Below are 13836 nucleotides of genomic sequence, written 5' to 3'. Positions count from 1 at the left end.
TAGTCGCTATTCTCCCCCGCCATGGCGGAGGAATTCACCCGCAGCTACAAGACCGGCGAAATCATCTTCACCCAAGGTGAAGATGGCCATTTCGCGTGTCTGCTGCGCGAAGGTTTGGTCGAGCTGTTCAGCGGCGAGGGTGCCGCCCGCGTGCCGATCGCGCAGGTGCAGCCCGGGCGCATCTTCGGCGAACTCTCGCTGGTCGATGGCGGCAAGCGCATGGCGACGGCGCGCGCGCTGATCCCCAGCAAGGTCTTCCTGCTCGACGAAAAGATCTTCCGCGGCAAGCTCGACGCTTTGCCGGAAAACGACCATCGCACTTTCGCGCGATTGATCGAATTCGTGCGCGATACGTTGCCCCACGGTCTCGCCAAGCCCGGCGAGAAGGGCGCGCCGGACGCCGCGACGATCGCGGAAATGACGGCGCTAATCGACGGCGCGGAGTTGACGCAGAACGTCTCGCGCGGCGGCGACGAATTCCTCGGCACGCTCGCCGATCTGCTGATTTTCTACGCCAAACGGCGTTTGCCGCCCGCGTAACTCAAATGCGCCTGAAATAGGCGCCGGTCAGTACCATGTCGATCGCCGCGCCGTCCGCCGACAGCGGCAGCCGAAGAACTTCCAGGTCTATCGCCCGCCCGCCGACCATGCCGCCGACGCGGTCATGCGCCGGCTCGCGCGTTTTGACGACGTCGAGATACGTTTGGATAAGCCGCTGCGCCAGTTCCTGATCAGGAATGTCGTCGACATAGAGTCCGGTCGCGTCGTAGCCCGCATGCTCAACGATACGCGTGCCGATCAAGCGGTGGCGGAACCGGATCGGATTGCCGGGCTCGACATCGGCCAAAATCAGATGGCCCAACGCGAAGCGCATCTCCAACGGGTCGATATCCGCCCGTGCCGGCAGGCGGCCGAGTGTGCGGCGTTTCGCCTGCCAGTATTCCAGCAGGCGGCGCAGCTCCGGCCGTTCGGGGCGCAGTTGGGTGGATGCGGGGTTCATGCGGCGAACCATGCCAAGCCGGGCTGAATGGCGCCTGAAGCCGGATCGGGAAATTCGAGGTAATTAATTACCCATAGGCCGCGCTTGCAAAGCATGGAGGGGTGGGGTACATGCCTGCCCGCGTCACCGGGCATCCTGCCCGATTGGCGACAAACCCTCACGCGGGACTTTCCGTCTTCCGGCGCCATAGGCCGGAGGCCGTTCCGGTGCCGGTTCCCTTGGGGAACCCGGTGCTCGTCCCGCGGCGGATCAACCGGAGAAAGGATACCTCGCTTATGGCGATTCCGTCTTACACGATGCGTCAGCTGCTCGAAGCGGGCGTGCATTTCGGCCACCAGACCCGTCGCTGGAACCCGAAAATGGCGCCGTACCTGTTCGGCGTGCGCAACAACATTCACATCATCGACCTGCAGCAGACCGTGCCGCTGCTCGACGCCGCTTTGCAGGCGGCGCGCGACGTCGTCTCGCGCGGCGGTCGCGTGCTGTTCGTCGGCACGAAGCGCCAGGCGCAGGATCCGGTGGCCGAAGCCGCCAAGCGTTGCGGCCAGTATTACGTGAACCACCGTTGGCTGGGCGGCATGCTCACCAACTGGAAGACGATCTCGAACTCGATCAAGCGTCTGCGCGAGATCGACGAGCGTCTGGGCGGCGACAGCGTCGCCGTGGGCCTCACGAAGAAAGAAATGCTCTACATGACGCGCGAGAAGGAAAAGCTCGAGCGTTCGCTGGGCGGCATCAAGGAAATGGGCGGTCTGCCCGACCTGCTGTTCATCATCGACACCAACAAGGAGTCGATCGCGGTCGAGGAAGCGCGCCGTCTGGGCATTCCGGTCATCGCGATCCTGGATTCGAACTCGGATCCCAAGGGCGTCACCTTCCCGGTGCCGGGTAACGACGACGCGCTGCGCGCCATCCAGACCTATTGCGATCTGATGGCGGGCGCGGTGCTCGACGGCTTGCAGGCCGAAATGAAGGCCGCCGGCGTCGACGTCGGCGCCGCGGTCGAAGCGCCGGTGGAAGCCGTCTCCGAAGCTCCGGCCGCGCCGGCCGAAGGCGAGGCGGTGCCCGACAAGGACGCGGCCGCCGCGGCCGAAGCCAAGCCCAAGAAGCCGCGCGCCAAGAAGCCCGCGAAGGAAAAGGCCTCGGCCGAATAAGGCCGAGGTTTCCTTTCCGCTTTCCCAATATCGAATACGTTAGAGGACGAACATGGCCGAGATTACCGCCGCTCTCGTGAAGGAACTGCGCGAAAAAAGCGGTGCCGGCATGATGGACTGCAAGCGTGCGCTGACCGAAAACGGCGGCGACATCGAAGGCGCCGTCGACTGGCTGCGCAAGAAGGGCCTCGCCGCGGCCGCCAAGAAGGCCGGCCGCATCGCGGCCGAAGGCCTGATCGGCGTCGCGTCGAACGGCAAGACGGGCGCGGTGCTCGAGGTCAACTCGGAAACCGACTTCGTCGCGCGCAACGATGCGTTCCAGGCCTTCGTGCGCGAAGCCGCCACGGCGGCGCTGTCGGCCGGCGGCGACGTCGAAAAACTGAAGACCGCGGCGCTGCCCTCGGGCGGCACCGCGGCCGACGCGCTGACCGCACTCGTCGCCAAGATCGGCGAGAACATGTCGCTGCGCCGCACGGCGTCGCTGAGCGTGTCGGACGGCGTGGTCGCGACCTATGTCCACTCGTCGGTGTCGGCGGGCCTGGGCAAGATCGGCGTGCTCGTCGCGTTGGAAAGCACGGGCGACAAGGAGAAGCTGACGGCGCTGGGCAAGCAAATCGCCATGCACATCGCCGCCGCGAACCCGCAATCGCTCGACATCACCTCGGTCGATCCGGCGGTGCTGGCGCGCGAGAAGGCCGTGCTCGCCGAGCAGGCCGCTGCGTCGGGCAAGGCGCCGGCCGTCGTCGAGAAGATGGTCGAAGGCCGCGTGCGCAAGTACTACGAGGAAACCGTGCTGCTCGAGCAGGTCTACGTCGTCGACGGCGAGACCCGCGTGAAGGACGTGGTCGCGAAGGCGGGCAAGGACCTCGGCACCGCCGTCGCCCTCAAGGGCTTCGTGCGCTACGGTCTGGGCGAAGGCATCGAGAAGAAGTCGGAAGACTTCGCGGCGGAAGTCGCGGCTCAGCTCAAGTCCTAAACACCAACGACAGGAGCGCGCGAATGGCTAAGGCCTCGTCGAAGTACAAACGCGTGCTGCTGAAGATTTCGGGCGAAGTGCTGGCCGGGCCCGCGGGGCTCGGCCTGCACCCCGAAACCATCGACCGTATCGCGGCCGATGTGAAGGAAGTCCGCGATCTAGGCATCGAAGTCTGCCTGGTGATCGGCGGCGGGAACATCTTCCGGGGCCTCGCCGGGGCCAAGAAGGGCGTCGAGCGCGCCCATGGCGATTACATGGGCATGTTGGCGACCGTCATCAACGCGCTCGCCTTGCAGAACGCGCTTGAAGGTATCGGCGTCACCACGCGCGTGCAGTCGGCCATTCCGATGGCGTCGATCTGCGAGCCCTATATCCGCCGGCGCGCCATGCGCCATATGGAAAAGGGCCGCGTCGTGATCTTCGGTGCGGGCACGGGCAATCCGTTCTTCACGACCGATACCGCGGCGGCGTTGCGCGCCTCCGAAATGGGCTGCGACGCGCTGCTGAAGGGCACGAAGGTCGACGGCGTCTACTCGGCCGATCCGAACAAGGACAAGAAGGCCAAGCGCTACGACAAGCTCGGCTACAAGGAAGTGCTCGAACGCGATCTGGGCGTCATGGACGCCGCGGCGATCGCGCTCGCCCGCGAAAACCGCATTCCCATCCTCGTGTTTTCGATCCAGAATCCCGGCGGATTCGCCGAGGTCATGAAAGGCAAAGGCCGCCACACGCTCGTCGCCGACTGACGCGCGTCAGGCCTGTCGCAATAGGGGAACGAGACCATGTCCGCCACCGCCGATATCGAAGAACTGCGCCGCCGTATGAACGGCTCGATGGACGTGCTGAAGAAGGAATTCTCCGGACTTCGCACCGGCCGCGCCAACGCCAACATGCTCGATCCCGTGACGGTCGAAGCCTATGGCAGCGCGATGCCGCTGTCGCAATGCGCCACCGTTTCGGTGCCCGAGCCGCGCATGCTGTCGGTTCAGGTCTGGGACAAGGGCCTGGTGAAGTCGGTCGAGAAGGCGATCCGCGAGGCCAATCTCGGTTTGAACCCGATGACCGAAGGTCAGTCGATCCGCATCCCGATGCCGCCGATGACCGAAGAGCGCCGCAAGGAACTCTCCAAGGTCGCGAAGAACTACGCCGAGGCGGCGCGGGTTTCCATCCGCAACGTCCGTCGCGACGGCATGGACGGTCTGAAGGCGGCGCTGAAGGACGGCAAGCAGACCGAGGACGAGAACCGCAAGGCGCAGACCCAGTTCCAAGCCCTAACCGACGAGTTCATCAAGAAGATCGATGAGCAGCTCGCGGCCAAGGAAAAGGACATCATGGCGGTTTGATCCGCCGCTCGCTCTCCAACGTCGAGGACGGTCGATGACCGCCGAGCCCCGCGCCGTTCCCAAACACGTCGCGATCATCATGGACGGCAATGGCCGCTGGGCGAAATCCCGCGGCCTGCCGCGCGTGGCGGGCCATAAGCGCGGGGCCGATGCCGTGCGCCGCGCGGTCAAGTCCGCGGGCGAGCTGGGCGTGCGTTACCTCACGCTGTTCGGCTTTTCGTCGGAGAATTGGAAACGCCCGCTCGACGAAATCACCGATCTGATGGCGTTGTTGCGCAATTATCTGCGCTCCGAGATCGCCGAGTTGCACAAGCAAGGTGTACGCGTGCGCGTGATCGGCGACCGCGCGCGATTGGCGCCGGATATCGTCACGCTCATCGAGCAGGCCGAACGCACGACCGAGGCGAACACCCGGCTCGATTTCATCATCGCGCTGTCCTACGGCGCCAGGGCCGAGATCGCGCGCGCGGCCCGCGCGCTGGCGCATGCCGCCAAGGCGGGCGAAATCGATCCCGAGACGATCGGCGAAGCGGATATCGCCAAGTATCTCTACACCAGCGATATCCCCGATCCGGATCTGCTGGTGCGCACGAGCGGGGAGAAGCGCATCTCCAACTTCCTGCTGTGGCAGGCGGCCTATACCGAGTTCGTCTTCCTCGACGTGCTGTGGCCGGATTTCGACCGCCCGCATTTCGAAGCGGCGATCGCCGAATTCGGCAAACGCGATCGGCGCTACGGCGCCATCGTGGGATGAGCGCGCTGCGCAAACGGATCCTGTCCGGGATCGTGATGCTGATCCTGGCGCTGCTCGGTTTGTTTTCGGGGCGCGAATCTTTCGAATTGATGCTGGCCTTGTGCGGCGCCGTTCTCGCATGGGAATGGACGCGGCTGGTGGGCGAGGGGCGTTTCGGCATCTCCGGCCTCGCCATCGCCTTCGTCGTGCTGGCGGCGGGGGCCGTCGCGACCGACGAACGTTTCGCGCTCGCCCTGCTCGTGTGCATCGCCGGCGCCATCGGCGTGTTCTTGGTGGCCGAGGGCGGCAAGCGCGGCCATCCGCGCTGGCTGGCGGCGGGACCGCTCTATATCGGTCTGCCGATCGTGGCGCTGATCTGGCTGCGCGGCTACGACCTCGCCGGGCTCGAAACCATTCTGTGGCTGATGGCGTGCGTTTGGGCGACCGATACGGGCGCCTTTTTCGCCGGGCGCGGCATCGGGGGCCCCAAGCTCGCGCCCGCCCTGTCGCCGAACAAAACTTGGGCCGGATTGATCGGCGGCATGACTTGCGCGGCCCTCGTGGCACCGGTCGCCGGCTGGCTTGCGCCCACCGGCCCGTCGGGCTGGCGCTTGGCGTTCGCGGGTGCCGCGATCGCGGTGGTGGCGCAGGGCGGCGATCTGCTCGAATCCTTCGTGAAGCGTCATTTCGGGGTGAAGGACAGCGGCAAGCTGATCCCCGGCCATGGCGGCTTGTTCGACCGCGTGGACGGGCTGCTGACGGCCGCCGCCGCCTTCGCCCTGTTCCAATGGGTCACCGGCGGGGCGGTGCTGGCATGGCGATGAAGCGCGTTACGGTGCTGGGCGCGACAGGCTCGGTCGGGCGCAGCACGGTCGATTTGCTGGCCCGCGAGCCCGATCGTTTCGCGGTCGAGGCGCTGACCGCCCATCGCGACGTCAAGGCGCTGGCGGCCCAGGCCGTGGCGTTGAAGGCCAAGCGCGCGGTGGTGGCCGATCCGGCCGCCTATGACGATCTCAAGGCCGCCTTGGCGGGGACGGGGATCGAAGCCGCCGCCGGGCCGGACGCCGTCGTCGAGGCCGCCCAGATGCCGGCCGATTGGGTCATGTCGTCGATCGTCGGGGCGGCGGGGCTTGCCCCCACGCTCGCGGCCATCCGCCAGGGCAAGACCATCGGCCTCGCCAACAAGGAGACCCTGGTCTCCGCCGGCGCGTTGATGACCCGGGAAGTCGCCAAGGCGGGCGCGACGCTGATCCCGGTCGATAGCGAGCATTCGGCGATCTTCCAGGTCTTCGAACCCGCGCGGGCCGACAAAGTCATCCGGCTGATTCTGACGGCGTCGGGCGGGCCGTTCCGCACCCGCACGCTGGATCAGATGCGCGACGTGACACCCGAGCAGGCGGTGGCACATCCCAATTGGTCGATGGGGGCGAAGATCTCCGTCGACTCTGCAACTATGATGAACAAAGGCCTCGAAACCATTGAGGCGATGTTCCTTTTTCCCGTCGGAGCGGAGCGGATCGACGTTATCGTCCATCCCCAATCGGTCGTGCATTCGATGGTCGAGTATATCGATGGCTCGATCCTCGCCCAGCTCGGCACGCCCGATATGCGCACCCCCATCGCCGTGGCGCTGGCCTGGCCCGACCGGATGGCCGCCCCCGTGCCGCGCTTGGATTTCAAGAAATCAGCGAACTTGACGTTCGAAGATCCTGATTTTGAACGTTTTCCGGCCCTTCGGATCGCCCGAGACGCCTTGCGGGAGGGCGGGGCCGCACCTACATTGCTGAACGCGGCCAACGAAGTGGCGGTGGCGGCTTTCCTGGCGCGACGGATCGGGTTTCTCGATATCGTCGCTTGCGTGGAAGCGGTTCTCGCCGAGGATCGTCCGGCCGCCCCGGGCGATCTGGATGCGGTCGCTGAACTCGACAGGACCGCCCGCCGCAAGGCGGAAAATTGGATCAAGAAGGCTGGATAGTAATATGAATTTGTTTGATTATGTTCTGCCGTTCTTGCTCGTCCTCTCGGTCCTGATTTTCTTCCACGAGCTGGGGCATTACTGGGTCGCCAGACGCTGCGGCGTGAAGGTCGAGGTGTTCTCGATCGGCTTCGGGCGCGAGTTGTTCGGCTGGACCGACAAATCGGGCACGCGCTGGAAGGTGGCGCTGCTGCCGCTGGGCGGCTACGTGAAGATGTTCGGCGATGCCGATGCTGCTTCGACCCCCTCGGGCGAAGTCCGGGAAATGACCGCCGAGGAGCGCAAGGTCTCGTTCCATCACAAGACGCTCGCCCAGCGCGCCGCCGTGGTGGCGGCCGGGCCGGCGGCGAATTTCCTGCTGGCGATCGTGCTTTTCGCCGGCGTGTTCGCCTTCATCGGCCAGCCTTTCACGCCGGCAAGGGTCGGCGGGGTGGTCGAAGATTCGGCCGCCGCGCGCGCCGGTCTGCAGGAAGGCGATCTGATCGTCGCGATCAACGGATCGGGGATCGAGCGCTTCGAAGATATCCAGCGCATCGTCCAGCTCAATCTCGACAAGCCTTTGAATATCCAGGTGGATCGTGGTGGCGTGCCGGTCGATCTGAACGCCGTGCCGACGGTCATTCAGGAAACCGACCGGCTGGGCAACAATGTACGCATCGCGCGCCTGGGCATTCGCGGCCAGGGTGTGGCCTTCAAGCGCCACAACCCGGCCGAGGCGATCTGGCGGGCGGGTGGGGAGGTTTGGAACCAGACCACCGGCACGCTGAAGGCGCTCGGTCAGATCGTTACCGGCAGTCGCGGGACCGAGGAATTGGGCGGGCCGATCCGCATCGCCCAGATGTCGGGCGAGGTCGCGCAGGGCGGAATTGCCAGTCTGATCGTGTTCATGGCGGTTTTGTCGGTCAATCTGGGCCTGATCAACCTGTTCCCGATTCCGATGCTCGACGGCGGGCATTTGGTGCTTTACGCGGCCGAAGCGGTACGCGGCAAACCCTTGCCCGAACGGGCGGTCGATTACGGTTTCCGGATCGGCTTCGCTTTGGTTATAACCCTCATGATTTTCGCGACTTGGAACGACCTCGTCCATACGGGCGCGGTCCGTTTCCTCGTCGGGCTGGTCTCTTGATTCCCATCTCGTGATCTTCGGCCGGGATTCGGGTAAGTAAGAGATGGCGGAGTCGTCAATTTGGCGGCTGCGACGGGCGTTTATGGTTTAGGGCGGGTTCACGGGTTCGCATGGCTGACGGGACTGAATTCGGCAAGAAGGCGAGCGGCATGAAGGCGCTGCGCGCCGCGTGCGCCGTATTGGCGCTGGCTGCGGCATGCGCCGCGCCGGCCGCCGCACAGTTCACCACGCGCCAAGGCGTCATGTCCGGCGCCGTCCAGGAAATCCGCATCGAAGGCACGCAGCGTATCGCGCCGGAAACCGTGCGCTCCTACGTCGCGATCCAGCCCGGCGACACGCTCGACGGCGAAAATCTCGATAAGGCGTTGAAGGCGCTGTTCGGCACGGGCCTGTTCGCCGACGTGACGTTGCGCCAGGAAGGCAGCGCGCTGGTCGTGCGCGTGGTCGAGAACCCGATCGTCAATCGCATCGCCTTCGAAGGCAACAGCCGCATCAAGGACGAAACGCTGACCCCCGAAATGGGCTTGAAGCCGCGCACCGTGTTCACGCGCGCGAAGATCCAAGCGGACGTGAAGCGCCTTCAAGACATCTATCGCCGCACCGGCCGCTTCGCCGCGACGGTCGAGCCGAAGATCATCGAACTTCCGCAGAACCGCGTCGACGTGGTCTACGAGATCGAAGAAGGCGCGATCACCGGCATTCAGCGCATCAATTTCGTCGGCAACAAGGAATTCGCCGACGGTTCGTTGCGCGAGCAGATCCAGACGCGCGAAAGCCGCTGGTGGCGGTTCCTGTCGAACGACGACGTGTACGATCCCGATCGTCTGTCCTACGACCGCGAATTGCTGCGCAAATATTACCTGTCCTACGGCTACGCCGATTTCCGCGTCGTTTCGGCGATCGCGGAGTTGTCGCCCGATCGCGCGGGCTTCAACGTCACCTTCACGCTGGACGAGGGCGAGCGCTACCGCTTCGGCAAGATCGAAGTCGTGTCGCAGATCCGCGATCTGAAGCCGGAGGATCTGATCCGTCAGGTCACCGCGTCGGAAGGGTCGTGGTACAACGCCGACAAGGTCGAAGGTTCGGTCAACGCGCTGACCGACTACGCCAATTCGAAGGGTTTCGGCTTCGCCGACGTGCGCCCGCGCGTGACGCGCGACCGCGACGGCCGCACGATCGCGATCGTGTTCGAAGTGCAGGAAGGCCCGCGCGTTTATGTCGAGCGCGTGAACATCGTCGGCAACGTCCGCACGATCGACAAGGTCATCCGCCGCGAGATGCAGCTGGTCGAGGGCGACGCCCTCAACAACGCCAAGATCCGCCGTTCGCGCGAACGTATCCGCGCGCTCGGCTACTTCGATCGCGTCGACATCACGAATACGCCCGGCGACGCGCCCGACAAGTCGGTCGTGAACGTCGAAGTGCAGGAAAAATCGACCGGCGAAGTTTCGTTCGGCGTCGGCTACTCCTCCGCCGACGGTCCGTTGTTCGACACCTCGATCCGCGAACGCAATCTGCTCGGCCGCGGCCAGGATATCCGCCTCGGCGGCACGATCTCGGGTCGCCGTCAGCAGATCGATTTCTCGTTCACGCAGCCTTATTTCCTCGACCGGGATATGGCGGCGGGTATCGATCTGTTCCGCTTGCAGCGCGACTACCAGCGCGAAGCCGGCTACGACTACCGCACGACCGGCGCCATTCCGCGATTGACCTATCCGATCACGGAATATCTGACGCAAGAAGTGCGCTACACGATCCGCAACGACGAAGTCACCAACGTCGATGCGGGCGCTTCGAATGTCGTCAAGGATGCCGCGGGCGAAGTTCTGCTGTCGGGCTTCGGCCATACCACGAGCTACGATCGCCGTGACGACCGTCAGGATCCGACCGACGGTTATTATGTGCGCCTCACCAACGACGTCGCGGGGGCGGGCGGCGACGCCAAGTTCCTGCGTTCGGGCGTTTCGGGCGGCTTCTATTATCCGATCATTCCCGAATACGTGATCGCGCTGACCGGCGAAGTCGGCTACATCTTCGGCCTGTCCGACGATCGCGTGCGCTTGCAGCACCGTTACTTCCTGGGCGGCGACAATCTGCGCGGCTTCCGCACCCAAGGTGTCGGCCCGCGCGATCAGACGACCGGCGGCGCGTTGGGCGGCAATCGCTTCTATACGACGACGGCCGAACTGCAATTCCCGACCGGCCTGCCGAAGGAATTCGGACTGCGCGGCGCGCTGTTCTCCGACGTTGGCAGCTTGTGGTCGATCGATCGGCCGGGGCCCGGCCGTCCCGGTGCGAACTCGCCCATTCAGGACAGCTCCAGTCTGCGCGCCAGCGTCGGTGCGGGTCTGATGTGGCGCTCGCCCTTCGGTCCGATCCGCGTCAGCTTGGCCAAGGCCGTGGTCAAGGAAGAATTCGACCGCACCGAACTGTTCCGTTTCCAATTCGGTTCGCGGTTCTAGTCACCCAAGAGGATACCGATGTCGACGATCGCTTTCCGCGCGCGCGCCGCGCAACTCGCCGCCATGGCTGGCTTGGCCTTGGCATTGGCCGCCGCACCCGCCGCTGCGCAGCAGCAGCAACAGCAGCGCCCCGCACCGGCCCAGCCGCGCCAGGCGCCGGCCGCACCCGCCGCCGGTGGCGCCGCCGCGCCGGCTTTGTCGACTGAATTGCCGCCCAAGGGCACGCAGATCGTGTTCTTCGACGTCGACGCCGTGATGCGCGCGTCGACCGCGATGCAGAACCTGAATTCGCAGGCCGAGCGTCAGCGCACGGCGTTGCAGAACGACGCCCAGCGCCAGGAAGGCGAGTTGCGCAAGGCCGAGGAGGAACTCACCGGCCAGCGCAACGTGCTGTCGCAGGACGCGTTCAACCAGCGCCGCCGCCAGTTCGAGGATCGCGTCGCCAACGCCCAGCAGCAGATCCAGACGCGCCGGCGCAATCTCGAGCAATCCTATTCCGACGCCGCCGGCAAGGTTCAGCAGGCGCTGACGGAATCGGTCATCGAAGTGATGAACGAGCAGGAATATCAAATCGTCCTGCCGAACACGTTCATCTTCGTCGCGCGCTCGGCGCTCGACGTGTCGGGCGAAGTCGCGCGGCGCTTGAACCGCCGCATCCCGACCGCCTCGATGGGTAACTGACGCGGCCGCCGCCCCCGGGGCACGCCCGCGTCCGCGACGATCATGGCCGATAGGCGCTTCCATCCTTGGGCGGGGCGCCTTTCTCTCGGGCGCTTGATCGAGATATCCGGCGCCGCGGCGCCGGCGGGTGCCGATCTCGCGCGCGAGTTCGACGGCGTGGCGTCGCTTTCCGACGCCGGTCCGGCGCATGTTTCGTTCCTCGACAACAAGCGCTATCTCGCCGATCTCGCCGCGACCAATGCGGGTGCCGTGCTGCTACATCCCGCCCTTGCCGCGCGCGCGCCGGCGTCGGCTTTGGCGCTGACCACGCGCACGGCTTACGCCGCTTATGCGCGCGTCGCGGCCGCGTTCCATCCCAAGCCCGTCGCCGCCGCCGGCATCCATCCGACGGCGTTCGTCGATCCGACCGCGACATTGGGCGACGGCACGAGCGTCGGGCCCAATGCCGTGATCCTGGCGGGCGCCAAGATCGGCGCGGGCTGCGCGATCGGGCCCAACGCGACGATCGGCGAAGCGGTCGAGTTGGGCGACGGTTCGAGCGTCGGCGCCAACGCGTCGATCAGCCATGCGGTGATCGGCCGCCAGGTCGCGATCTATCCGGGCTGCCGCATCGGGCAGGACGGGTTCGGTTTCGCGATCGAGCCGACGGGTTTCGTGAAGGTGCCGCAGCTCGGCATCGTGCGCATTGGCGACAAGTGCGAGATCGGCGCCAATACCTGCATCGATCGCGGCAGCGCTTCCGACACCGTGATCGGACCAGGTACCTGGATAGACAACCTGGTCCAGATCGGGCACAACGTGAAGATCGGCAAGGCCAGCGTGATCGTGTCGCAAGTCGGCATTTCCGGCTCGACCGAGCTGGGCGATCAGGTGATGGTCGGCGGGCAAGGGGGCATCGCGGGCCATCTCAAGATCGGCGACGGGGCGCGCGTCGCCGCGCAGGCGGGCGTGTCGCGTAACGTGCCGGCCGGCGGCGCCGTCGGCGGATCGCCGGCGGTTCCGATCGGCGAGTGGCGCCGCCAAGCCGCCAAGTTGCGCCAGCTCGTCAAACGCGAGACCGGCGACGCAAGCGAAGACGGAAGAGAAGAATGAACGACCAAACCCCGCCGCAAACCGCGCCCATCGGCGAGACGATCGAGATCGACCGCATCGTCGATATGATCCCGCATCGCTATCCGTTCCTGATGATCGACAAGGTCGTCGAGGTGAAGTCGGACGAGAGCGCGGTCGGCGTCAAGAACGTCACGATCAACGAGTATTTCTTTCAGGGCCATTTCCCCGGCCATCCGGTGATGCCCGGCGTGCTGATCGTCGAAGCGATGGCGCAGACCGCCGGCGTGCTGGTCGTGCATACGCTGGGGCCGAGTGCGGAAGGCAAACTCGTCTATTTCATGGGGATCGACGAGGCGCGCTTCCGCAAGCCCGTCGGCCCCGGCGATCAGCTGCGCATTCTGGTCACCAAGGACCGCTCGCGCGGCATGGTGTGGCGTTTCCAGGGTGTCGCGACCGTCGACGGCCAGCGCGTCGCGGAAGCGACGTTCTCGGCGATGATCCGGGACCGGTGATGGACGATACGTCTCAGACCGTGACGTCGATCCACCCGACGGCGATCGTCGAACCGGGCGCCGAGCTGGGGGCTGGAGTCAAGATCGGACCTTATTGCATCGTCGGCCCCAACGTGAAGCTAGGCGCGGGCGTCGAACTCATCAGCCATGCCGTCGTCGCCGGCCATACCGATATCGGCGCGCGCGTCGTCATCCATCCTTTCGCCGCGGTGGGACAGCCGCCGCAGGACCGCAAATACAAGGGCGAACCCACACGCCTGACGGTCGGTGCCGACACGATCATCCGCGAACACGCGACGATGCATCCCGGCACGGCGGGCGGCACGTCGCTGACGACGGTGGGCGCCAATTGCCTGATCATGGTCGGCGCCCATGTCGCGCATGATTGCCGCGTCAACGACGGCGTCGTGCTGGTCAACAACGCCACGCTCGGCGGCCATGTCGAAGTCGGCGAGTACGCGATCGTCGGCGGCAACTCGGCCGTGCACCAATTCGTGCGCATCGGCAAATACGCGATGATCGGCGGCATGACCGGCGTCGAGGGCGACGTGATCCCCTACGGCATGGTCACCGGCGATCGCGCGCGCCTTCAAGGCCTCAACATCGTCGGCTTGAAGCGCCGCGGTTTCAGCCGTGACCAGATCCATGATCTGCGCACCGCCTATCGCCTGCTGTTCGCGCAGGAAGGCACGTTGGCCGAACGGCTGGACGACGCGACCAAGCTGCACGCGCATGTGGCGCCGGTGATGGATATCGTCGAGTTCATCCGCACCGCCAACAACCGTTCGCTGTGCCTGCCCAAGGCCGACGGGGCGGCGTGA

The 13836-nt window shown here is 65.6% G+C and carries 15 protein-coding genes; 14 read left to right on the top strand and 1 reads right to left on the bottom strand.

The annotated features are described in order from the left end of the window. The first annotated feature begins 21 nt into the window (after positions 1-21). Positions 22-540, top strand: coding sequence for a cyclic nucleotide-binding domain-containing protein (locus J0H39_12960; GenBank protein MBN9497660.1), 519 nt, complete (start codon positions 22-24; stop codon positions 538-540). 1 nt (position 541) lies between these two features. Here the strand turns inward: J0H39_12960 and J0H39_12955 are convergent, their stop codons facing one another. Further along, the gene (locus J0H39_12955; protein MBN9497659.1) at positions 542-1000 is read right to left on the bottom strand and encodes a PAS domain-containing protein; all 459 of its coding nucleotides are present in this window, start codon (positions 998-1000) and stop codon (positions 542-544) included. A 275-nt stretch (positions 1001-1275) separates the two neighbouring features. Here J0H39_12955 and rpsB point away from each other — a divergent pair, with 275 nt between their 5' ends. From rpsB to lpxA, 13 genes are all read left to right on the top strand, one after another. After that, positions 1276-2154 (top strand): 30S ribosomal protein S2, encoded by an 879-nt coding sequence (gene rpsB, locus J0H39_12950; protein MBN9497658.1) that lies wholly within the window; start codon positions 1276-1278, stop codon positions 2152-2154. Positions 2155-2206: 52 nt separating this feature from the next. Next, the gene (locus J0H39_12945; GenBank protein MBN9497657.1) at positions 2207-3130 is read left to right on the top strand and encodes an elongation factor Ts; all 924 of its coding nucleotides are present in this window, start codon (positions 2207-2209) and stop codon (positions 3128-3130) included. 23 nt (positions 3131-3153) lie between these two features. Next, entirely contained in the window at positions 3154-3876 is a 723-nt protein-coding gene (locus tag J0H39_12940) for a UMP kinase (protein MBN9497656.1), read from the top strand. A gap of 36 nt (positions 3877-3912) precedes the next feature. Continuing rightward, positions 3913-4473 (top strand): ribosome recycling factor, encoded by a 561-nt coding sequence (gene frr / locus J0H39_12935; protein MBN9497655.1) that lies wholly within the window; start codon positions 3913-3915, stop codon positions 4471-4473. A gap of 34 nt (positions 4474-4507) precedes the next feature. After that, positions 4508-5227, top strand: coding sequence for an isoprenyl transferase (locus tag J0H39_12930; protein ID MBN9497654.1), 720 nt, complete (start codon positions 4508-4510; stop codon positions 5225-5227). Beyond that, a complete protein-coding gene (locus J0H39_12925) occupies positions 5224-6030 on the top strand; it encodes a phosphatidate cytidylyltransferase (GenBank protein ID MBN9497653.1) in 807 nt (268 codons plus the stop codon). Before J0H39_12930 ends, J0H39_12925 begins: the two co-directional genes overlap by 4 nt. After that, complete coding sequence (locus J0H39_12920) at positions 6027-7181, top strand: 1-deoxy-D-xylulose-5-phosphate reductoisomerase (protein MBN9497652.1); 1155 nt, start codon at positions 6027-6029, stop codon at positions 7179-7181. The genes J0H39_12925 and J0H39_12920 overlap by 4 nt, the downstream gene beginning before the upstream one ends. Positions 7182-7185: 4 nt before the next feature. Continuing rightward, positions 7186-8307 carry an RIP metalloprotease RseP gene (gene rseP, locus J0H39_12915; GenBank protein MBN9497651.1) on the top strand — a complete coding sequence of 374 codons (1122 nt, stop codon included), beginning with the start codon at positions 7186-7188 and terminating at the stop codon, positions 8305-8307. A gap of 149 nt (positions 8308-8456) precedes the next feature. Further along, entirely contained in the window at positions 8457-10769 is a 2313-nt protein-coding gene (bamA, locus tag J0H39_12910) for an outer membrane protein assembly factor BamA (protein ID MBN9497650.1), read from the top strand. Positions 10770-10787: 18 nt separating this feature from the next. Continuing rightward, positions 10788-11450, top strand: a complete 663-nt coding sequence (locus J0H39_12905) for an OmpH family outer membrane protein (GenBank protein MBN9497649.1) — start codon at positions 10788-10790, stop codon at positions 11448-11450. Positions 11451-11492: 42 nt separating this feature from the next. After that, positions 11493-12542 carry a UDP-3-O-(3-hydroxymyristoyl)glucosamine N-acyltransferase gene (gene lpxD / locus J0H39_12900; GenBank protein ID MBN9497648.1) on the top strand — a complete coding sequence of 350 codons (1050 nt, stop codon included), beginning with the start codon at positions 11493-11495 and terminating at the stop codon, positions 12540-12542. Continuing rightward, positions 12539-13015 (top strand): 3-hydroxyacyl-ACP dehydratase FabZ, encoded by a 477-nt coding sequence (gene fabZ, locus J0H39_12895; protein MBN9497647.1) that lies wholly within the window; start codon positions 12539-12541, stop codon positions 13013-13015. Before lpxD ends, fabZ begins: the two co-directional genes overlap by 4 nt. Then, positions 13015-13836 (top strand): acyl-ACP--UDP-N-acetylglucosamine O-acyltransferase, encoded by an 822-nt coding sequence (gene lpxA, locus J0H39_12890; GenBank protein ID MBN9497646.1) that lies wholly within the window; start codon positions 13015-13017, stop codon positions 13834-13836. The genes fabZ and lpxA overlap by 1 nt, the downstream gene beginning before the upstream one ends.

It is taken from the genome of Alphaproteobacteria bacterium (genome assembly GCA_017308135.1).
Lineage (GTDB): Bacteria > Pseudomonadota > Alphaproteobacteria > CACIAM-22H2 > CACIAM-22H2 > Tagaea.
Note: the sequence above shows the minus strand (reverse complement) of the source record. Positions and strands in the feature narration are given on the sequence as shown.

Coding starts and splice junctions, on each gene's coding strand:
- J0H39_12905 (MBN9497649.1), top strand. CDS start 10,788: ATGTCGACGATCGCTTTCCGCGCGCGCGCCGCGCAACTCGCCGCCATG.
- J0H39_12940 (MBN9497656.1), top strand. CDS start 3,154: ATGGCTAAGGCCTCGTCGAAGTACAAACGCGTGCTGCTGAAGATTTCG.
- J0H39_12930 (MBN9497654.1), top strand. CDS start 4,508: ATGACCGCCGAGCCCCGCGCCGTTCCCAAACACGTCGCGATCATCATG.
- J0H39_12945 (MBN9497657.1), top strand. CDS start 2,207: ATGGCCGAGATTACCGCCGCTCTCGTGAAGGAACTGCGCGAAAAAAGC.
- J0H39_12925 (MBN9497653.1), top strand. CDS start 5,224: ATGAGCGCGCTGCGCAAACGGATCCTGTCCGGGATCGTGATGCTGATC.
- frr (MBN9497655.1), top strand. CDS start 3,913: ATGTCCGCCACCGCCGATATCGAAGAACTGCGCCGCCGTATGAACGGC.
- rseP (MBN9497651.1), top strand. CDS start 7,186: ATGAATTTGTTTGATTATGTTCTGCCGTTCTTGCTCGTCCTCTCGGTC.
- fabZ (MBN9497647.1), top strand. CDS start 12,539: ATGAACGACCAAACCCCGCCGCAAACCGCGCCCATCGGCGAGACGATC.
- J0H39_12920 (MBN9497652.1), top strand. CDS start 6,027: ATGAAGCGCGTTACGGTGCTGGGCGCGACAGGCTCGGTCGGGCGCAGC.
- lpxA (MBN9497646.1), top strand. CDS start 13,015: ATGGACGATACGTCTCAGACCGTGACGTCGATCCACCCGACGGCGATC.
- J0H39_12960 (MBN9497660.1), top strand. CDS start 22: ATGGCGGAGGAATTCACCCGCAGCTACAAGACCGGCGAAATCATCTTC.
- J0H39_12955 (MBN9497659.1), bottom strand. CDS start 1,000: ATGAACCCCGCATCCACCCAACTGCGCCCCGAACGGCCGGAGCTGCGC.
- bamA (MBN9497650.1), top strand. CDS start 8,457: ATGAAGGCGCTGCGCGCCGCGTGCGCCGTATTGGCGCTGGCTGCGGCA.
- lpxD (MBN9497648.1), top strand. CDS start 11,493: ATGGCCGATAGGCGCTTCCATCCTTGGGCGGGGCGCCTTTCTCTCGGG.
- rpsB (MBN9497658.1), top strand. CDS start 1,276: ATGGCGATTCCGTCTTACACGATGCGTCAGCTGCTCGAAGCGGGCGTG.